The organism is Sinomicrobium endophyticum, assembly GCF_052983315.1.
In genome coordinates this window covers 21,487-43,557 of the sequence record NZ_JBRKIS010000016.1, presented here as the reverse complement: position 1 = coordinate 43,557, position 22,071 = coordinate 21,487, and the positions used below count along the sequence as shown (strand labels likewise).

Genomic DNA, 22,071 nt, shown 5'->3' with positions numbered 1-22,071 from the left:
ACATAACATTAACCCTTAATCTTACATTACAATGAAAACAAAACCTTCAATTATGCTAAGGCTGATGATAGCCTTATTGGCGCTGACTATGTATAGCTGCCAGAACGACACCACAGAATTACCGGATGAAGCTGTACAGGAGCAACAGACTACGGAAGACCTGAAAAGCGAACTTACCCCGCTGTCTACCCAGGATTTGCCGGAAGCGGTAAAAGAACAACTGGAACTGACCCGTCAGAACCTGGCTAAATATTTGCCAAACGATCTGCAAATTATGGGTATTGAGCTACTGGGAAGTGTTACCACCGAAAAAGGCGTGGAATTATCTCACCGTACGGTAAAAGACAAAGCCAATGTTATAGCTTATGGCAATATTACCGATCCTGTTTCCGTGCAAATAGACCCTATGGAAAGCCTGTATTCCGGTAAGGGACTGGCAGATACGCAAAGCAGGGTAGAAGAGGCTGCTAAAGAAGAAATAAAGTCCGGCGACAACGTCATGCAGATCACCTGGAAAAGGGGAGAAGCCATCTACAAGACCCAATGCTTCTATCGCGATTCCGGAATTGTATGGGACAATATTCTCAGCGGACTGGTCATGATCGATAAAGACGGGGAGACCGAAACTTCGGAAGAAGCTTCTTCCGGAAAAGAGGAAGATATTCAGGCCAGGACTTATAGCAAGTGGTACAAACGCTGGTGGACGGCTAATTGGCTGTGGGGTTCCAAACGGGGAGAAATGGGGTATAAGATCACTATCTATTATTCTTCCGGAAGGGTTTCCAATACGGATGTAAGCGACTGGGGTTATATTTCTCTCGGAAAAGCAAAGAGTTACAGCAAGATCACCAAAAACTCCGGGGCCTATGGTAAGTGCCAGTACGCCCTGGGCCTGTGTACACCAACGGGATCGCTCAGCTTTAGCTCCAGCAAGTTTAAAGTATCTTTCTCCGGGTTGGGAAGTAATGTCGTAGCCAACGGCAGCAAGTCTTTATACCCGTAAACGGATAATTACCGCATACGGTTTACATATTTAAGCCATGGATACACGAATGTTTTTGTGTATCCATGGCTTTGTTTTTTGGTAATTTACAGAAGGTACGGATGCTGTCCGGCAATAAAAAACTCCTGACGGTATTTCAGGAGTTTTTGTTGTGTTTCTCTATTCTTCGTCTTCTTCCGGATCGTCCGGAATATCTACGGAACTGTTTACATCCCCGGAGTCGAAGTCGTCTTCATCCTCGTCAAAGTTCTCCATGGTATTTGCCAGCCTGGTACTTACTTTTACCAGGTAAACCGCATCATTGGTACGCACTTCCAGTGCTTCCACGGTCTCGTTATTGGCATTCTTAAACTTTATAATGTCGTCATCACCATAACCGTCGGGGTACTTTTCTACCAACAGGGTGAGGATTTCATTGGTAAGTTTCTTATAATCAACTATTACGCGTTTCATACGGGGGAATTGTTAATACTGGCCTAAAAATAAATCAAAATGAATATTGTATGCAAGTTATTTTTTTTCTCATTTTACATATCTAACAAATATGCAAAAATAAGCGGGGCTACTATCGTGGCATCAGATTCTATAATGAACTTAGGCGTGTCTATGTCCAGCTTACCCCAGGTAATCTTTTCGTTGGGGACCGCACCGGAATAGGAACCATAGCTGGTTGTGGAATCGGATATCTGGCAGAAATAGCTCCAGAAGGGGACATCGTGCATTTCCATATCCTGGTAAAGCATGGGTACGACACAAATAGGGAAATCCCCGGCGATACCACCACCAATCTGGAAGAACCCAACGCCTTTCCCGGAATTCTTGCCGTACCAGTCCGCCAGGAAGGCCATATACTCGATACCGCTTTTCATGGTAGACGCTTTCAGTTCGCCTTTAATGATGTAGGAAGCGAAGATATTACCCATAGTGCTGTCTTCCCATCCGGGGACTACTATCGGCAGGTTTTTCTCCGCAGCAGCGTACATCCACGAATCTTTGAGGTCTATTTCGTAATATTCTTCCAAAGCGCCGGAAAGCAAAAGCTTGTACATGTATTCGTGGGGAAAATAACGCTCTCCCTTGTCCTCGGCATCTTTCCATATTTTATAGATGTGTTTTTGCAGGCGGCGGAAGGCCTCTTCTTCGGGGATACAGGTATCGGTAACCCGGTTGAGCCCTTTTTCGAGCAGTTCCCATTCCTCTTTCGGGGTGAGGTCGCGATAGTTGGGCACTCTTTTGTAATGAGAATGTGCAACGAGGTTCATCAGGTCTTCTTCGAGGTTGGCCCCGGTGCAGGAAATGATCTGTACTTTGTCTTTGCGGATCATTTCGGCAAAGATCTTGCCCAGTTCGGCAGTACTCATGGCCCCGGCCAGGGTAACCATCATCTTGGCGCCGTTCTCCAGCTGCTGTTCGTAGGCTTTGGCAGCATCTACGAGGGCGGCCGCGTTGAAGTGCAGGTAATATTTTTCTATAAAGTTTGAAATAGCTCCCTTCATTGTTTTTCTTTTTTATAATTTTTTGGAGGCCCTCCCGTGATAAGAGGGAGGACCTGTTTTTTTGTTTTTCCGAAGGGATGTTCTGTGGAGCATCTCTGCCGGGTGTAATAAAAATATAAAAATATTCTTACAAAACAATTAAATTAATCCTCGTCTTCATCATCGTCCTGCTTCCCGGTGTATTTGAATTTGTAGGCCAGCATTTTATAATATAATTTGGCTGCCAGGAAGTCGGAGGATTTTTCGTTTTCATCCGGACAAAGTTCCATGATATCAAATCCCACCACATTCTTTTTCTTAAATATTTTGCGGAGGAATTCCAGGGCTTCGTACCATAGCAGTCCACCCGGTTCCGGTGTGCCTGTTGAGGGCAGGACGGAGGGGTCAAAAGCATCGAGGTCTATGGTGATGAACACATTTCCGGTCATCTGGTGTACGGCATCGGTCATCCAGTCATTGTCATTGATGATCTCGTGTGCAAAATAAACCTGGTTCTCGTCCATGTTGTCCAGTTCGGCAACATCCATGCTTCGTATGCCCACCTGTATAAGATTGGTGTTCTGGCTGGCTTCGTACAAGGCACAGGCATGATTGCAGGCAGAACCTTCGTATTCTGGTCGCAGGTCGGCATGGGCATCTATCTGTACTACGGTAAGGTCTTCGAAACATTCGTTAAAGGCCCGGATAGTTCCGATGGAAACCGAATGTTCTCCCCCGAAAATAGTAACAAATTTATCCTGGTTGATATAACTTTTGGTAGTCCGGTATACGGTTTCGACCATCTTTTCCGGGGAAGCGTTCTCCGTAATGGGCGGGGCCAGGTATATCCCTTTTTTATAGGGTTCGGTACGTGTTTCTATATCAAACCATTCCATATTATCGGAGGCGTGCAAAAAAGCTTCGGGGCCTTTGTCGGCTCCTTTTTGCCAGGTGCTGGTACCATCATAAGGAACAGGGATCAATACTACCCTGGCATCGTCTATACGAGTGTATTTTTCAGGTATTCCGGCGTATGTTCTCTTGTTCATCGTATTTGTGTTTTTCCCGGGTGACGGCAGACGGGTAACGGGGCTCTGTTTTTAATCCCGACAGTCTTCCGGCATCGGTAATCTGTTTTTTTACTATTAATGTTGTTCGAAGGAAGATAACAGTGTATGTGGTTGTTTTTACATCCGTTTGTTCCCTGTGATCTATCCTTCGGAAATATACAGTTAATTTTCCTGGTCCGGATGTCCGCTTGTTGGCAGAAGGAAGATGTTGTCTCCCGGCACCCGGTTCATGCAGCGGTTAGCTTTCTTTTCTATTTTTCGTCATACCCCAAAATTTTAAGTAAGTCTTCTGCTCTCTGTTGCTCGGCAAATACTTCGGTGGTGATATTGCCGTCCTGGTCTCTATCTATTAATATGTGTTTTGGTGTAGGGATAAGGCAGTGTTGCAAACCGCCAAAACCTCCTATGGTCTCCTGGTATGCCCCGGTATTGAAAAAGCCTATGTACAGCGGTTTTGTCTTGCTGTACTTGGGCAGGTAAATGGCGTTCATGTTCTGCTCACTGTTGTAGTAGTCGTCACTATCGCAGGTGAGTCCGCCCAGGAGCACCCTTTCGTATTCATCGTTCCAGCGGTTTATGGCCAGCATAATAAAACGTTTGCTGATGGCCCAGGTATCCGGCAGGGTAGTGATAAAGGAAGAGTTTATCATGTTCCATTTTTCCCGGTCGTTCTGCTGTTTCTGGTAGAGGACCTCGTATATGGCCCCTCCGCTTTCACCCACGGTAAAACTGCCAAATTCGGTAAAGATATGCGGTACGGGCACATCGGCCTCTTCGCAGGAGATCTTTATCTGGTTAATGATCTCATCGATCATATACTGGTAGTCGTAATTGAAGGCGAGGGAATTCTTGGTAGGAAAACCTCCGCCTATGTTCAGACTATCCACGGTAGGGCAGATTTTTCGCAGTTGTACGTAAACTTTAAGGCACTTAAGGAGTTCGTTCCAGTAGTAAGCGGTGTCTCGTATACCGGTATTGATAAAAAAGTGCAGCATTTTCAGCGTGACTTTTTCATTGTCGGCTATGGCCCTGTTGTAAAACGGTATGATGTTTTTGTATCCTATACCAAGCCTGCTGGTGTAGAACTCAAATTTAGGCTCTTCCTCAGATGCTATACGTATTCCGATATCGAAATTACCGTCTATGTCCTCGCTGAGAAGGTCTATTTCCTCGTAATTATCGATAATGGGAATACATTTTTTATGCCCGCTGTTGATAAGGTCGGCAATGTTCTGCACATATTGTTCGCGTTTGAAACCGTTGCACAATACATAATGCTCTTTGGTGAGCTTTCCCTGTTTCATGAGGTTGTTCACGATATTAATATCAAAAGCGGAGGACGTTTCGATATGGATATCGTTTTTCAGTGCCTCGGTGAGCACGTGCTCAAAATGGGAGCTTTTGGTACAGTAACAATAGTGGTACTTACCGGAGTAATTATGTATTTCCATGGCTTTGTCAAACCATTTTTTTGCCTTTTGTATATTATTGGATATTTGCGGCAGGTATGTGAATTTCAGGGGAGCCCCGTATTTTTTCACCAATGCCATAAGGTCAATATCGTGAAACTTTAGCGAATCGTTATCGAGAGAGAATTCTTCCTGTGGAAAATAATAGGTTTGATCTATGAGATCTATGTATTTCGTTTTCATTCCTGAGCTTTTGTATTATAAAAATAAGGGTTGTTTTGTGGATAACAATATATAATATAAAAGCAAAATGATCAAATACGTAAAAACAGGGCATGGGTTACGGCAGATGCCCCGGAATATGAGTGAAGTTTAGATGTAATTACGGAAGTAAGCTTAAAAACCCGGTCGCTCCATTTGGGAACAGTATATGGCAACGACTTCCTCATTACCATACACCCGGGGTCATAAACAAGTTTCATTCTTATTCAGCCTAATCGGGTACAAAAATGTGCAAAAAAAATAAGTTGCCAAATAAGGACGTGTATTTTTTGAAAAAAAAATCACCTTATTTAATTCACTAAAAAACAGGGTTTTAAAAACATTTCCCCGTTCCTCCGGACATCTGCTGCTCTGTTACGGGTATTTCAGACCCGGAAAGTAAAGCCGTCAGACACTTTTTCCTCGTATTTTTCCTTGTCAAATTCATAGAGGAAAGAGCCTTTTCGGGAGGATGTCATATCCTTTTCCTTTAATTTCACCAGTACATCCATCTGCTTTATCTTTTTCTGGAAATTTCTTTTGTCCAGTTCGTCCCCGAGAATGACTTCGTAGAGCTTTTGCAGTTGCCGCATGGTAAACTTTTTGGGCAGTAGTTCAAAGCCAACGGGATTGGAAGATGTTCTGCGACGCAGGCGTCTAAGGGCTCTATCCAGCATTTGACTGTGGTCGAAGATTAAATCGGGCACTTCGGATATGGAAAACCACTGCGCGGAATGTTCATCCAGCAGTTTCGGATTGTGATCGTTGATATTAATAAGGGCGTAATAAGCGACGGATATGGTTCTTTCCACAGGGTCCCTGTCCACTTTACTGAAACCGTAAAGTTGTTCCATATACACATCGTTAAGACCGGTAAGCGTATGGAGTACGCGATTTGCGGCTTCGTCAAGAGTTTCGTTTTTCTTTAAAAAACCTCCCATTAACGACCATTTTCCCCTTTCCGGCTCAAACCCCCTTTTTATGAGGAGCAACTTGAGATTCTCTTCGTCAAAGCCAAAAATAATACAGTCCACAGCCACGAGGGCTTTGTCTTCTTGATTGTAGTTGTAATCCATTGTTAAGATTTGTTGATTCGATAAAATTAAGAACACTATACAAAGAGGGGAGAAACAGTTTTATGATGCACAGTTTTTGTAAGATATTATTTATGAACGGATAAATATACATTTAATTTCAGGAAAAACCAGAAACACCCCGAAATATTTTGATTTTCGGGATGTGATAAAGATGTAAATCCTCTTGTAAATTGTGTTGTTTGTAATTAGAAGATACTTTTTTTCGGGTTATAATTAGCATTTTAAGATTTTTTAGTTATTTTTACAAATGTAAAACATACACTTTTAACTTTTGATCTATGAAAACCAATACTATTATTCTATCCCTTGCTTTCGGCCTGTCCGCTCTGTGTTCGGAAGCCCAGCAGAAGGTTACCATTCATGCCGATAAAGGAGAGTATACCATAAGTAAACATATATATGGTCATTTTGCGGAACATCTCGGACGCTGTATTTACGATGGCTTTTATGTAGGAGAGGAAAACAAAACGGTTCCGAATACGGCCGGTGTAAGAAATGATATTGTCAAAGCACTTAAAGAACTGAATATACCAAACCTTCGCTGGCCCGGAGGATGCTTTGCGGATACCTACCACTGGAAAGACGGTATAGGCCCGAAGGAAGATCGTCCTACAATCGTGAACCGCTGGTGGGGAGGGGTAACCGAAGATAACAGCTTTGGGACACACGACTTTTTAAATATGTGTGAGCTCCTGGAAACAGAACCATACCTGTCCGGAAATGTGGGTAGCGGAACAGTACAGGAACTCATAGACTGGGTGCAGTACACCACCCACGATGGTAAAAGCCCTATGGCCGACCTGAGAAAAGAGAACGGAAGGGAAAAACCCTGGGATGTAAAATACTGGGGAATAGGAAATGAAGCATGGGGATGCGGTGGTAATATGACCCCGGAATATTATTCGGATGTTTACAGAAAATATTCAACTTTCCTGAGCGGATGGTCTAACGAATCCGGTATATTCCGTATTGCTTCCGGCGCTTCTGATGATGATTATAAATGGACGGAAGTGTTGATGAAGAATATTAAGCACAACCTTATAGAAGGAATGGCCCTGCATCATTACGCCGTAATAGACTGGAATGCCAAGGGATCTGCTTCTGCTTTCTCCGAAAAGCAGTATTTCGAAACTATGGAAAGTGCCCTGGAGATAGAAGAACTGGTTACCAAACACAGTGAAATAATGGACAAGTACGATCCGGATAACAAAATAGCCCTGGTCGTGGATGAGTGGGGAGGATGGTATGAAGTGGAACCTGATACAAACCCCGGATTCCTCTATCAGCAGAACACCATGCGCGATGTAATGATCGCCGGGACTACCCTTAATACCTTTAACAATCACGCCAGAAGGGTAAAAATGGCCAACCTGGCACAGACCGTAAACGTGCTCCAGGCCGTGATACTTACCGATGAGGAGAAAATGATACTTACCCCTACATACCACGTAATGAAAATGTACAGCGTGCACCAGGATGCCACATTGCTTCCGGTTGAATTTGACAATGCAGACTATACATACAACGGAAAAAACCTTCCGGCGCTTTCGGTATCCGCTTCCAGAGACAAGAACGGGGTGGTACACATTTCCCTGGTTAACATAGATCCTTCCAAACCACACACGCTCTCTCTGAATATAGACGGCGTGAACACGAAAGGGGCTACCGGAACCATACTTACCTCGGCTAAATTACAGGATCATAATACTTTTGATAATCCTGAAAAGATCGCCCCGAAGGCATTTAAGGATTTTTCCGGTAAAAAAGGAGAACTGGAAGTGAAGCTTCCCCCGTTTTCCGTGGTTGCTTTAGAATTGAAGTAATTATTTATGTGTGTATATTTAAAATGTTAAAAACAAGATGATAATATAATGAGTAAATATGTAATAGGGCTGGACTTCGGTACGGATTCGGTACGGGCCGTACTGGTAGACACCGCCAACGGGGAGACCCTGGAGAGCGAAGTGCATTGGTACGGACGATGGAAAGAAGGAAAGTACTGCAATGCTCCCGAAAACCGATTCCGGCAACATCCCCTGGACCATATAGAAGGTATGGAGTTTACGATCCGGACCGTAGTGAAAAGGTCCGGTGTAAAGCCGGAAGATGTTGCGGGTATATGTATAGACACCACCGGATCGTCACCCGTCCCCGTGGATAAAACCGGTAAAGCGCTTGCCCTTACTCCCGGTTTTGAAGAAAACCCGAACGCGATGATGGTGCTCTGGAAAGACCATACATCCATTAAAGAAGCAGCCGAAATAAATCACCTGGCCAGGAATTGGGGCGGGATCGATTATACCGAATACATAGGAGGCGTATATTCTTCCGAATGGTTCTGGGCCAAAATACTGCATATTGCCAGGGAAGACCATGTCGTCAAAGAAGCAGCGTGGTCATGGATGGAGCATTGCGACCAGATGACCTTTATTCTCACGGGGGAAAAAGACCAGGAATCCTTTAAACGAAGCCGGTGTGCCGCCGGTCATAAAGCCATGTGGCACGAAAGCTGGGGTGGTCTGCCCGAAGATGATTTCCTTTCCCGCCTGGACCCTTATCTTGCAGAAGTAAAGAACAACCTCTATACCAATACCTATACTTCCGATATGGCGGCCGGGAAGCTGAGTAAAGAATGGAGTGAAAAACTGGGACTTACGGAAAACACCGTAGTTGCCGTCGGGACTTTTGATGCCCATGCAGGCGCTGTTGGAGCAGGCGCGGAGGCTTTTTCCCTCGTTCGGGTAATGGGAACGTCTACCTGCGATATTATGGTAGCCCCGAAAGAGGTTATCGGGAACAATGCCGTAAAGGGAATTTGCGGACAGGTTGACGGTTCGGTAGTACCCGGATGGATCGGCCTGGAAGCCGGACAGTCTGCTTTCGGGGACCTGCTTGCCTGGTTTAAGGAAATCGTGTCCTGGCCCCTGGATCACCTGTTACCGGAAACCCAACTGATTTCGGAAGAAACCAGGAAGCAACTTCTGGAAGAAATAAAAAGTAAGATCATTCCAACCTTATCCGCACAGGCCGAAAAAATACCGGCGGAAGAAAGCGTTCCGCTGGCCCTGGACTGGATAAACGGCCGTCGCACACCTTTTGCCGATCAGGCCCTGAAAAGCGCGATAACCGGACTGAATCTGGGAACCAAAGCGCCGCATATTTTCCGTGCCCTTGTAGAGGCTATCTGTTTCGGTGCGAAGAAGATCGTGGATCGCTTCGAAGATGAAGGGGTAGAGATAAAATCGGTTGTAGGTATCGGCGGTGTGGCAAAAAAGGCGCCTTTTGTGATGCAAACCCTTGCCGATGTGCTGAACAGGCCCATACGTATTGCCGTTTCAGATCAGGCGCCGGCGCTTGGGGCCGCTATTTATGCCGCAGTTGCCGCCGGAGTTTATTCCACCGTGGAAGAAGCGGTAAAAGCGATGGGAAGCCCTATGGAAAAAACATATGAGCCCGGCGCGGAAATGGTGGAAGCTTATAAAGAGAAGTATTCCCGTTACGAAGCCCTGGCCGGATTCATAGAAGAGAGCACACATAAAAAGAACAATGTAAAAGCAACATCCGATGTCTGAATACAAGGAAATAAAAGAAGTGTGTTACCGGGCCAATATGCAGTTGCCCGAACTGGGACTGGTGGTGTATACCTTCGGTAACGTAAGCTGTGTGGACCGGGATAAAAAGGTTTTTGCCATAAAGCCCAGCGGCGTACCCTATGCCGACCTTTCTCCGGAAGACATGGTCATTGTGGATTTTGACAATAATATCATAGAAGGAAAAATGCGTCCCTCATCCGATACCAAAACCCACGCCTATTTATATAAGATATGGGAAGACATAGGCAGTATAGTACACACCCATGCCACCTATTCCGTGGCCTGGGCACAGGCACAGATGGATATTCCTATCTTCGGGACGACCCATGCGGATCACCTGACTACCGATATACCTTGCGCCCCGCCTATGAAAGACGAATATATTCAAGGCAACTACGAACACATGACCGGTAAACAGATTGTGGATTGTTTTGAAGAAAAAGGACTTTCCCACACGGAAGTAGAGATGGTATTACTGGGAAATCACGGCCCGTTTGCCTGGGGAAAAAATGCGGATAAGGCAGTGTACAACAGTAAAGTATTGGAAGAACTGGCCAAAATGGCCTATCTGACCTTGCAGATCAATCCGTCCGCACCCAGGTTAAAAGATACCCTCATACAAAAACACTACAACCGTAAACACGGTAAGGATGCCTATTACGGACAATGAACTCGTCGTTCAATAAAAAGATCAAAAAAAATAAAATAATAATCAGGATAACGAATAGAAAAATATGACAAATCTGAACGATCACGAAGTGTGGTTCGTCACCGGGAGCCAGCACTTGTACGGGGAAGAAACACTACAAAACGTTGCAAGGCACTCGGAGGAAATAGCCGGGTACTTGAACAACAGCAGTGAAATACCCGTAGATGTGGTATTCAAACCTACCGTCACCACACCGGAGCAGATAGCGGCAGTTTGCCGTGAAGCCAACGTGACCGACCGGTGTGTAGGCGTAGTTGTGTGGATGCACACTTTTTCGCCCGCAAAAATGTGGATTAAAGGACTTCAGCTATTAAGTAAACCCATGTGCCACCTGCATACCCAGTATAACGCGGGAATCCCCTGGGATGCTATAGATATGGATTTTATGAATGAAAATCAGTCCGCGCACGGTGGAAGGGAATTCGGGTTTATGGTTAGCAGGTTACGTAAAAACCGTAAGGTAATCACAGGACACTGGAAAGAGGAAAAGGTGCAGAAAAAACTCGGTGTATGGACCCGTGTTGCCGTGGGATGGCATGTATTCCAAAGTGCCAAAATAGCCAGGATAGGAGATAATATGCGCCATGTTGCCGTTACAGAAGGAGATAAAGTGGAAGCCCAGATGCGCTTCGGTTTTTCCGTAAATGGCTATGGCATAGGAGACGTGGTAGAATACCTGAATGCCGTTACCGACAAGCAGGTGGAAGACCTCCTGGCGGTTTATAAAGAACAATACCGTACCGATCACCCCGCATTTAACCAGGCTTCCGTTAAAGACTCTGCCCGTATAGAACTCGGGTTAAGGGCTTTCCTGGAAGAGGGCGGTTTTGGAGGATATACCAATACCTTCGAAGATCTTCACGGTTTTAAGCAACTTCCCGGTATCGCCACGCAAAGGCTTATGGCCGATGGCTACGGATACGGGGGAGAAGGCGACTGGAAAACCGCGGCTTTACTCCATACCATGAAAGTAATGACCCAGGGACTGGAAGGCGGAACTTCCTTTATGGAAGATTACACTTATGATTTCCGCGAGGAAGGTTCCCGCGTACTCGGATCGCATATGCTGGAGATATGTCCGTCCATAGCATCCGAAAAGCCGAAACTGGAAGTACATCCGCTGTCCATCGGAGGGAAAGAAGATCCGGCAAGACTGGTATTTAACGTCGGAGCCGGCCCGGCAATAAATGTGGCTCTGATGGATATGGGCAACAGGTTTCGCCTGGTTGTGAACGAAGTACAGACCGTAGAACCGGAACACGACCTGCCCAAACTTCCCGTAGCCCGGGCATTGTGGAAACCCGAACCCGACCTGGAAACCGCGGCATCCGCATGGATACTGGCCGGGGGATCGCACCATACGGTGTACAGCAAGGCTGCTACTACCGAATTTATGGAAGACTTTGCCGAGATGGCGGGAGTGGAGCTATTGCCCATAGACAAGAACACTATTGTCCGGGATTTTAAGGAAAAGTTACGGTGGAATGAAGTATATTACCACTTGTTTCAAAACAATATGTAACTAAAGAACGGAGACCGGTAAGGAGTCATAGCAGCGCTTACCGGTCTCTGTTCGTAAAAATCTATTTTATGAAAACCCATTATTTAGCTGTGGTATTCTTTGCCTTAGTGGCGTGCAATACCAAACAGAAAAAACAGGCCGAACCACAGGAAAACAAGGTAGTCGAAAAGGAACAACCTTCTGCATCCGTTACCAGTGAAAAGTTCGGTACGTTGCCCGATGGCGGAGAGGTGGAACGCTTTACACTTACCAATGCCAACGGGCTGCAAATGAAAGTCATTACCTATGGCGGAATCATCACCTCGCTGACCACTCCGGACAGGGACGGAAAACAGGCGGATATTGTACTCGGGTTCGATACACTGGAAGGTTACCTGCAGGAAGTACCTTATTTCGGAGCCCTGATAGGGAGGTATGGAAACCGTATCGCCAATGGTAAATTTACCCTGGACGGAAAGGAATACACCCTGGCCAAAAACGACGGTCCGAATCACCTGCACGGTGGTAACAAGGGATTTGATAAAGTCCTCTGGACCGCTTCCGAAGAGACAGCAAAGAACGGGGCCGCACTGAAATTGCAATACCAAAGCAAGGATATGGAAGAGGGATATCCTGGTAACCTGAACGTGACCGTAGTGTACACCCTTACCAATGAGGATGAACTGAAAGTAGAGTACAGCGCGACTACCGATAAAAAGACGGTATTAAACCTGACTCAGCATTCTTACTTTAACCTGTCTCCGGAAAGTGAAACCATCCTGGATCATGAACTGGTATTGAATGCCGATGCTTTTCTGCCGGTTAACAAAACCCTGATACCTACCGGCGAATTGAAGAAAGTAGAAGGAACTCCTTTCGATTTCAGGGAATCCAAGACTGTCGGGCAGGATATAGGGCAGAAAGACACCCAACTGGAATATGGCAAAGGATATGATCATTGCTGGGTACTTAACGGAGAAAACGGTGAGATGAGACAGGCTGCAACATTGTACGATCCGGAAAACGGGCGGAGGATGGAAGTATTTACTACAGAACCTGCAATACAATTTTATTCCGGTAACTTCCTGGACGGTTCCCTGACAGGAAAGGAAAACAAAAATTACGTTCACCGTTCCGGACTTTGCCTGGAAACACAGCATTACCCGGATTCCCCGAACCAACCGGATTTCCCTTCTACGGTACTGAATCCCGGAGAGGAATACCACACGACGACTATTTTTAAATTTACTGTTAAATAAAATATATGGAAAAAGCGGTATATGACATAGTTAGGGTCATGCTATTTCTTTAAAAACCAACCATAAAATACATGAAGAGTTTAGATAATTTGGACTGGATATGCATATCCCTTTACTTCCTGGTCCTGTTCGGGCTGGCGGTTTGGGTGATCATGAAAAAAACAAAAAATACCGAAGATTATTTCCTTGCGGGGAGAAATATCGGTTGGTTTGTCGTAGGGGCATCTATTTTTGCTTCCAACATAGGCTCCGAACATGTTGTGGGGCTTGCGGGAGCCGGAGCCGGAGACAAAATGCCGATGCTGATCTTTGAAATACAGGCCTGGGTGGTGCTTATCCTGGGCTGGGTATTCCTGCCGTTTTATGCCCGTAGCGGCGTATTTACCATGCCGGAGTTCCTGGAGCGCAGGTTCAGCGCAAAATCGCGTTGGTTCCTTTCCGTTGTATCCCTGGTAGCCTATATACTTACCAAGGTTTCCGTAACCATTTATGCCGGGGGAATTGTGGTATCGGCATTGCTCGGTATCAATTTCTGGGTGGGTGCAATTGCTACGGTTATATTAACCGGGGTATACACCATTTTCGGAGGTATGCGTGCGGTGGTTTATACGGAGACCCTGCAAGCCATTATACTGGTTATCGGCGCCGCAGCGCTGACCTTTATCGGTCTCGATTATGTTGGAGGCTGGGGAGAACTCAAAGCAACGCTCGGGCCGGAATACTTTAATATGTGGCGACCACCTTCCGATCCTGATTTTCCGTGGCCAAGCCTGTTTATTACCAGTACCATTATAGGTATATGGTATTGGTGTACGGATCAGTATATCGTACAACGTACCCTTACTGCCAAAAACCTGAAAGAAGGTAGGAGAGGCGCCATCTGGGGAGCATTCCTTAAATTACTTCCGGTATTCCTGTTCCTGGTTCCCGGGGTTATCGCCCTGGCGCTGAAACAAAAAGGACTGTTGCAATGGGAAACTCCGGACGAAGCATTTCCGGTATTGATGAGTAACCTTTTGCCCTCCGGACTTCGCGGATTGGTAGCAGCCGGATTGCTTGCGGCACTGATGAGCTCGCTCGCTTCCGTGTTTAATTCCTGCTCCACGCTGTTTACGGTAGATATTTACAAAAAACTGAGACCGGATACCCCGGAGATAAAGCTGGTGCAAATAGGACGTATAGCCACCCTGATCGTGGTGTTCCTCGGAATCATATGGATACCTATTATGGCCAACATATCCGGTGTGCTATACGAATATCTGCAATCCGTACAATCGTATATAGCTCCCCCGATCACAGCCGTTTTCCTCCTGGGTATTTTCAGTAAGCGTATCAATGCTGTAGGAGCATATACCACCCTGGTGACCGGTTTTATCGTGGGTATGGGAAGGATTGCTATAGAATTGATGAGCAGTAACTTTGCGGAAGGAAGTTTACTTCATACACTGGCTACCGTGAACTTCCTTACGTTCGGTGCGTGGTTCTTCCTTTTCTGTATCGTATTGTTGGTAACCGTAAGTTTACTTACTCCGGCACAGGACGAAAAACAACTCGCGGGACTTACTTTTTCTACCTTATCGAAAGATGATAAAAGCAAAGATAAGAGCTATGGCTGGATAGACATAGCAGCTTCTGTAGTAATACTTGCCATTGTTATCTGGGTTATGATTTCTTTTAACGGTAAGTAGTATATTTATTATACACTGGTAATAGTCTTGCGGGAAAACCTCCTGCAAGGCTATTTTTTTTAACAAAATATCGTTGTTTAATCTACTAATTAAGGATTTTTCTTAAATGTTGATCGGTATTTTAGTATTGAGGCAGAAAAAATGATAATATAGTACTATAATCGGCTAATATCTTATTTAGCAATATGGATAGTGAGTTCATAATTTTATAACGTGTATTTGATACACTTTACAAAACTAACGATTCAAATATTATGAGAACTAACTATCCATCCAATTTTTCATTTTGGAAGACAAGGACAAATTACGGAGTAGGGAACCTGAAACTGTTTCTGCTACTCTGTCTCTGCTGTTCTTTGTCATCTTTTGCACAACAAGTACTTACGGGCAAAGTAACTGATGAGAACGGGGCCCCTTTACCTGGGGTGTCTATTGCGGAAAAAGGCACATCTACAGGGGTTATCTCTGATTTTGACGGAAATTTTCAAATTGCGCTTAGCGGTGGTAATTCCGTTCTGGTATTTTCCTATATGGGGTACAAAACCCGGGAAATAGCCGTAGGTAACCAGACTTCTTTACAGGTAGCCATGGAAGAGGACATAACCAGTCTGTCCGAGGTCGTGGTTATCGGTTACGGGACCCAGGAGAAAAAAGATATAACCAGTGCCGTTACCAGCGTAAAATCGGAAGACTTCCTGGTAGGTAAAATACAGGACGCCTCGGAACTGGTCAAAGGGAAAATTGCCGGGCTTGTCATCACTAAAAGTTCCGGAGATCCCAATGCCACTTCCACCATCATGCTCCGTGGGGTTACCACGCTTACGGGTAATGTCAACCCATTGGTCCTGATAGACGGTGTACCGGGAGAGATTAATACGGTGGCCCCCGAAAATATAGAGTCCATTGACGTGTTGAAAGATGCGTCCGCTGCTGCCATTTACGGGACCAGGGGGGCAAACGGGGTGATTTACATAACCACAAAGGCCGGTTTACGCGAAAGGCCTACGACCATTAACTATATAGGTTATACCTCCATATCCGATTTTTATAAAAATGCCGATTTTATGACTGCTTCCGATATAAGGGAGGGAAAGACCTCCTTTAATGACCGGGGACACAATACGGACTGGGTAGATGCCGTAACCCGTACGGGTTTTATGCACAACCACTCCCTGAATATTGACGGAGGTACAAAAACAACCACATATTCCGGTAATGTATCCTACCGTTATGAGGAAGGGACCATCAGGAAAACAACTAATGACCAGATCAGGGTACAAATGAACCTTTCACAGTATTTTTTGAATAATATGGTGAAAGTGAATATTAACCTTCTGAAGGACTATCGTACTTTGACTCCTAACAATGCCAGTAATACCGATATCAATAATATCTACCGGCAGGCAGTTATACGCAATCCCACGGCGCCTGTCCATGATGAGACCGGCGGATGGGATGAAGAACTGGACCGCTACCAGTATTATAACCCGGTATCCATGCTCAATGAACTTCTGGGTGAGGACGAAAGGGAGAAGACCAACATGATCGGTAACATTACTTTTAAACCCATAGAAAACTGGGAGACCAACCTGATGTTGTCCAACAATCTTTACAGTCGTAAAATTGCGACGTATTCTACATCAAGGTATTATTCATCCAGGGTTACAGGGCTTCAGGGATCGGCCTATATCGGGCATGAAGAGACTAAGCAAAAAACGCTGGAACTGACATCCAATTATAAGTTTAACTTTGACAAACATCGTTTTTCCGTTCTTGGGGGATATAGTTATACCTATCAGCGTGAGAGCGATTTTAGCGTCAGTAATTCCGATTTCCCGACAGATGCCTATGAATACAATAATATCAGCACCGGAGATTTGCTGAAAGACGGAAGAGCGGGTATGAGCAGTTTTAAGGAAGATAACACGCTCATAGGCTTCTTCGGCCGCGTGAGCTACGGGTTTGATAACAAATACAATATCCTGGCCAGTATAAGGCGGGAAGGTTCTTCCAAATTCGGGGACAATCACAAATGGGGAATTTTTCCGGCTGTTTCTGCAGGATGGACCATCAGTAACGAAAGCTTTCTGGAATCGGCGACCTGGATCAATAACCTGAAGTTAAGGGCAGGCTACGGGGTTACAGGACAAAGGCCCGATGACAACTATAGTTCCCTTACCACTTACGAATTTAATAATAGTTACGGTAATTACCTGAATAAGGATGGCGTGTGGATACCCAGCATTCGGGTAGCACAAAATCCGAACCCGGACCTCAAATGGGAAAAAACGGGAGAGATCAACGTAGGGGTTGACTTTTCCCTGTTCGAAGGCCGGTTAGGGGGCTCTCTGGATGTATATAGTAAAAAAACTACGGACCTGATCTACGAATACAATGTTCCCGTTCCTCCGAACCTGGCCAATACGACACTTGCCAATGTAGGGTCTATCCGCAACCGGGGATGGGAATTGATGATTGATGCTGTTCCGGTGAAGAACGATAGCTTTCAGTGGAATTCTACGGTAACCGTTTCCCATAACAGAAGTGAACTACTGAGCTTATCCAACGATTTGTACCAGACCGAAGATTACCGGGATGAAGCATTTGCCGGAGATCCCATTTCTGTCCCTACCCACCGTGTGGAAGTAGGACGTGCCATAGGAGATTTCTGGGGATTGAAGTCCGTAGGAGTTACGGAAGATGGGCTATGGCTTGTAGAGGATCCGCAAACCGGTGAAGCCATGACTTATTCCACCAGTCTCAATAACAATAATTACCGCCAGTATCTCGGAAACGGATTTCCGAAAGTTTATATGGGCTGGAACAATACATTTCGGTATAAGAAATTTGATCTGAGTATGCAGGTGAGCGGACAGTTCGGCTTTAAAATACTCAACGAACAGCGTATGTATTACGAGAACAATTCCATTCAATATAACCGCCTGAGATCGGCCGCAGATCCTGTTTACGGAATAACGCCGCTTTCCAGTGCACAGGCCCAGGCTTTTGTGAGCCATTACCTGGAAAAAGGGGATTTTCTGAAATTCGACAACGTAACCCTCGGGTACAACTTTGACGTGAAAAAAATGGAAAAATATATTTCCGGTCTGCGCCTGTATTGCTCGGCACAAAACTTTTTGACTATTACGGGGTATAAAGGAATGGACCCGGAACTGGCAAATGACAATTTTTTTGCAGCCGGGAATGATTTTCGCGATAAGTACCCCACCATCAGGTCCCTGACCCTTGGCCTCAATGTAACCTTCAAATAATGAAATTATGAAACCGATCAACTATATATCCAGGATTTTTATTACAGGTGCGGTATTTGTGCTTAGCGCCTGTACGGACCTTTCCGAAACCGTATACAGCGATGTCAGCGAGGAGAATATCGAGCTTACCGAAGCCGATATAGAGCGGATGTCAGGTGCTGTTTATGGTGAATTGCGTAGCGTATACTGGGCCTGGAACGGACTTTTCGATATCCAGGAAGAATCGTCCGATCTTATTATGACCCCTTTGCGTATTGGCGTGGGATGGGGAGATCTCTACATTGCCATGCACAAACATTCTTTTAACTCCTATATCGGTCATTTCTGGACCATCTGGAACCATAGCTATAATGGCATAGGTTACGCCAATAAAGTCCTTGACCTGGAAGAAGTACAGCAAAATGCTGCTCTGAAGGCCGAAATGCGCACTATGAGGGCATTATTGTATTATATTCTTTTTGACTGTTTTCGTAATGTAGCCCTCGAAACCACCCAGGATGTGCCGCCGGGATACCTTCCGGAACAGGCAGATCCCCAGGAATTATTCGATTTTATCGTAACCGAACTTACCGAGGCAAAAGAAGATCTGGGAACAGATAAGATTTTCGGTCATCCCAATAAATATGTAGCCTCGATGATCCTGGCTAAAATGTATCTTAATCACAATGCCTGGTTCAACGATTTTTCAAGTAACGAATATTACGAACTGGCACTGGAAGAAGCAGAAGATATCATCATGAACGGGGGCTACTCCTTGTCAGCTTCCTATAAAGATAACTTTAAGGCAGACCTCAACGGGAACCCGGAAGTTATTTTTGCTATTCCACTGGATATGACCTATGCTTCCGGGAATTACCTTGTAAACAAGGCTCTTATTGGTGCGGGAGCAAAGGCTTTCGGATATAACGGGACACCGTGGAACGGGAGTTGTGCCGTGCCGCAGTTCATAGACACCTATCACGAAAACGACAGCCGTCTGGACGATACCTGGGCTAACGGTCAGCAATACGATTATAACAGCGGTGAACCCCTGAGAACCAATGCGGATGACCAGGGCGAAGTGAACCTGGTATATACCAAAGAAGTACATTCCATAGACAACCCCGGGGCTTACATGCTTGAGGGGTACAGGTTTGTCAAAAACGAAATAGTCCCCGGTAATGACGGAACTTATGGCGACGATGTTCCTTTTTTCCGCCTTGCCGACGCGATGTTTATAAAAGCAGAATGTCTGCTCCGCCTTGGACGCAACCAGTCGGAAGCAGCACAATTGATTACCGATGTACGCCAGAGGGCGTTTATGAACCCTACGGATGCCGTTCGTACCGCAGCCGACCTGATGGGAGGCAGCATTTACGATTACGGGCACCGGGAGTGGACCAATCGTGGTGCTACCGTATATGACCCCGATGCTCTTGTTGCAACATATGAAGGAGGAGAAGATATCGAATTCGGAGGACTACTGGACGACCTGGCCTGGGAATTTGTCGGAGAACATCACCGCAGGCAGGACCTTATCCGTTTTCGTGTTACCGGAAAGGACATGAATGTGTATAACGGGAAGTCCTGGTTCTGTAAAGATGCCGAAACAGATCCCCAAACGGCGGTAAATAAGAACGTCTTCCCGATTTTCCAGGATTTTCTTAATTCCAATCCCAACCTGCAGCAAAATCAGGGGTATTAAACCTTTTAATTTAACCTAAATCAAAATCAACCATGAAATTGACCGATTTTAAAACAAAAGAGCAGAAGAACCTTTTAGGTTCATGTATCAAGTTATTTTTGAGTGCAGCCGCTATTGTTATAATGATAGCCGGCTGCGCCAAAGCAGACCCGGATCCGCTGGATCCGGACAACGGCGGGGGTAACGGAGACACCTTTGACCCTTCGGCAGTGGATACTACTAAAATTTATAAGCCGAACGAGTTTGGTAATATGAATTTTTTTGACAGTACCAGTACCTGGTATTACGGCCGTAGCCGGCAATCCGAACATTTCATCGTATTCTGGGGAGCCGATTACGGAAATAACGATCCGGGTTCGGCAGAAACCCCCTCGGCATACCGGGTGGATATTGACGACTTGTTGACCAAGGCAGAGGAATTTTACGCATTGAACATTGATGAACTGAAATTTGCCGAAACAGGAGTGGGCAATTCCAACCTGGATGATTATAAGATGATGATTTTTCTCTATCACCAGGACGAATGGCTGGCAACCGGTGCCGGATATGACAATGTCATCGGGGCATTATGGGTAAGCCCTAACACCTGCCAGCCCGTAGGTTCTACGATTGCCCACGAAATAGGACATAGTTTTCAGTACCAGGTGCATTGCGATCTGGGTGGCGGAGCAGGTTTTCGCTATGGTTTCGGGGGGAATGGCGGTAATGGCTTCTGGGAGCAGACCGCACAGTGGCAGGCTTACCAGAGTTATCCCAACGAGGCGTTTACTTCACATCACTTCGGGGTGTATACCGAAAACTATTTCCGGCACATCTGCCATGAATTCCAGCGCTATGCCAGTTATTTTATACACTATTACTGGGCCGACAAGCACGGTCTGGATGTCGTCGGGAAAATTTGGCGTATGGCCGAAGAACCCGAAGACCCGTTGCAGGCATATATGCGTATTACAGGTATTTCTACTGCACAGCTCAATGAAGAAATTTATGATGCTGCGACCAAATTCGTAACCTGGGACCTGGATGCCATACGCGATACGGGAGAAGATTACATTGGAGCACAGACCTTTAAATGTAACATGCTTAGCGACGGAAGCTATCAGGTAACCTACGATCGTTGTCCGGGCACCACAGGATATAACGTTATACGCCTTGCCGTTCCTGCTGCCGGAACAGAAATATCTACCGAATTTACCGGGATGGTAAATGCTGCCGGATACAACCAGGTACAGGATCCGGGAAGCGCCGGATGGCGTTACGGTTATGTAGCCTTATTGGAAGACGGTACCAGGGTTTATGGGGATATGAATCAGGGAACCGTAAATACGGCAACTTTTACCGTGCCGCAGAACTGCAGTAAACTGTGGTTTGTCGTAACCGGGGCACCAAGTGTTTATGCACCACATCCCTGGGATGAGGACGAAAGTAACGACGATCAGTGGCCCTATAAAGTTAAATTTACAAATACCGATCTTTACGGAAACATTCCAATAGATGATACATTGCCTCCGGCCGATTTAACGCTGACCTATGATGTTAGCTTTCCATTCAGCGGGGACAATTACTCCGGGGGAACCGTAGCACTGGAAGAAGATCTGGCACAACTGGCACAGGCTTTCCTGCTTCAGCCTAATGAAATTACTAATTTGATGGATGACAGTATTACTTTTTACGCCGTGGAAAGTGACGGAAGTCTTAACAGCAATACAACCGCAAACGGATATGGCCATTGGTTCAATGCAACCGGTGATGTAATTGGCTGGGGAGGTGACGCCAGGGTTTATTCCGAGTACGATGCCTCGGTTTTCCGGTTTACTATAGGGCAATATCCGGGACAGACCGCACCCGGGGATACGTATACCATAAAACAAGCGCTGGTATATGAACATGAACCGGGACAAACGGTCCAGGCAACCTTTGTCTTTAATATAACGGTCCAATAAAAGACCGATAAACACCAAAGGAAAAAGCCTGTGGAAATGAGTTCACAGGCTTTACCTCAAAAAATCAAGCCAGGTCCGGTTTACGATGTCGGAATGCTAAGAAATCA

The 22,071-nt window shown here is 45.7% G+C and carries 15 protein-coding genes; 10 read left to right on the top strand and 5 right to left on the bottom strand.

The annotated features are described in order from the left end of the window. The first annotated feature begins 31 nt into the window (after positions 1-31). On the top strand, positions 32-1,003 hold the full coding sequence (locus ACVBDU_RS04440) for a hypothetical protein (RefSeq protein ID WP_447178565.1): 972 nt from the start codon (positions 32-34) through the stop codon (positions 1,001-1,003). Positions 1,004-1,162: 159 nt separating this feature from the next. On the opposite strand, the gene ACVBDU_RS04435 is transcribed toward ACVBDU_RS04440, so the two are convergent. From ACVBDU_RS04435 to ACVBDU_RS04415, 5 genes are all read right to left on the bottom strand, one after another. Then, complete coding sequence (locus ACVBDU_RS04435; RefSeq protein ID WP_447178564.1) at positions 1,163-1,456, bottom strand: hypothetical protein; 294 nt, start codon at positions 1,454-1,456, stop codon at positions 1,163-1,165. A 74-nt stretch (positions 1,457-1,530) separates the two neighbouring features. After that, a complete protein-coding gene (locus ACVBDU_RS04430; RefSeq protein WP_447178563.1) occupies positions 1,531-2,499 on the bottom strand; it encodes a deoxyhypusine synthase family protein in 969 nt (322 codons plus the stop codon). A 143-nt stretch (positions 2,500-2,642) separates the two neighbouring features. Then, positions 2,643-3,527 carry an agmatinase gene (speB, locus tag ACVBDU_RS04425; RefSeq protein ID WP_447178562.1) on the bottom strand — a complete coding sequence of 295 codons (885 nt, stop codon included), beginning with the start codon at positions 3,525-3,527 and terminating at the stop codon, positions 2,643-2,645. A gap of 272 nt (positions 3,528-3,799) precedes the next feature. Next, on the bottom strand, positions 3,800-5,200 hold the full coding sequence (locus ACVBDU_RS04420; protein WP_447178561.1) for a type III PLP-dependent enzyme domain-containing protein: 1,401 nt from the start codon (positions 5,198-5,200) through the stop codon (positions 3,800-3,802). A 404-nt stretch (positions 5,201-5,604) separates the two neighbouring features. After that, positions 5,605-6,294: an NUDIX hydrolase gene (locus ACVBDU_RS04415; protein WP_447178560.1), complete on the bottom strand. Its 690-nt coding sequence runs from the start codon at positions 6,292-6,294 to the stop codon at positions 5,605-5,607. Positions 6,295-6,593: 299 nt separating this feature from the next. On the opposite strand from ACVBDU_RS04415, the gene ACVBDU_RS04410 reads away from it, so the two are divergent. The 9 genes from ACVBDU_RS04410 (at position 6,594) to ACVBDU_RS04370 (ending at position 21,964) form a co-directional block, all read left to right on the top strand. Next, entirely contained in the window at positions 6,594-8,138 is a 1,545-nt protein-coding gene (locus tag ACVBDU_RS04410; RefSeq protein ID WP_447178559.1) for an alpha-N-arabinofuranosidase, read from the top strand. Positions 8,139-8,186: 48 nt separating this feature from the next. Continuing rightward, positions 8,187-9,887 carry a ribulokinase gene (locus ACVBDU_RS04405; RefSeq protein WP_447178558.1) on the top strand — a complete coding sequence of 567 codons (1,701 nt, stop codon included), beginning with the start codon at positions 8,187-8,189 and terminating at the stop codon, positions 9,885-9,887. Next, positions 9,880-10,578 (top strand): L-ribulose-5-phosphate 4-epimerase, encoded by a 699-nt coding sequence (locus ACVBDU_RS04400; protein WP_447178557.1) that lies wholly within the window; start codon positions 9,880-9,882, stop codon positions 10,576-10,578. The genes ACVBDU_RS04405 and ACVBDU_RS04400 overlap by 8 nt, the downstream gene beginning before the upstream one ends. A 64-nt stretch (positions 10,579-10,642) precedes the next feature. Then, positions 10,643-12,139, top strand: a complete 1,497-nt coding sequence (gene araA / locus ACVBDU_RS04395) for an L-arabinose isomerase (protein WP_447178556.1) — start codon at positions 10,643-10,645, stop codon at positions 12,137-12,139. Between the two features lie 68 nt (positions 12,140-12,207). Next, positions 12,208-13,377 (top strand): aldose epimerase family protein, encoded by a 1,170-nt coding sequence (locus ACVBDU_RS04390; protein ID WP_447178555.1) that lies wholly within the window; start codon positions 12,208-12,210, stop codon positions 13,375-13,377. Between the two features lie 71 nt (positions 13,378-13,448). Beyond that, positions 13,449-15,065 carry a sodium:solute symporter gene (locus ACVBDU_RS04385; RefSeq protein WP_447178554.1) on the top strand — a complete coding sequence of 539 codons (1,617 nt, stop codon included), beginning with the start codon at positions 13,449-13,451 and terminating at the stop codon, positions 15,063-15,065. Positions 15,066-15,319: 254 nt separating this feature from the next. Continuing rightward, entirely contained in the window at positions 15,320-18,337 is a 3,018-nt protein-coding gene (locus ACVBDU_RS04380; RefSeq protein WP_447178553.1) for a SusC/RagA family TonB-linked outer membrane protein, read from the top strand. Positions 18,338-18,344: 7 nt separating this feature from the next. Next, the gene (locus ACVBDU_RS04375) at positions 18,345-20,021 is read left to right on the top strand and encodes a RagB/SusD family nutrient uptake outer membrane protein (RefSeq protein ID WP_447178552.1); all 1,677 of its coding nucleotides are present in this window, start codon (positions 18,345-18,347) and stop codon (positions 20,019-20,021) included. 32 nt (positions 20,022-20,053) lie between these two features. After that, positions 20,054-21,964, top strand: coding sequence for a DUF4859 domain-containing protein (locus tag ACVBDU_RS04370; protein ID WP_447178551.1), 1,911 nt, complete (start codon positions 20,054-20,056; stop codon positions 21,962-21,964). Positions 21,965-22,071 lie beyond the last annotated feature (107 nt).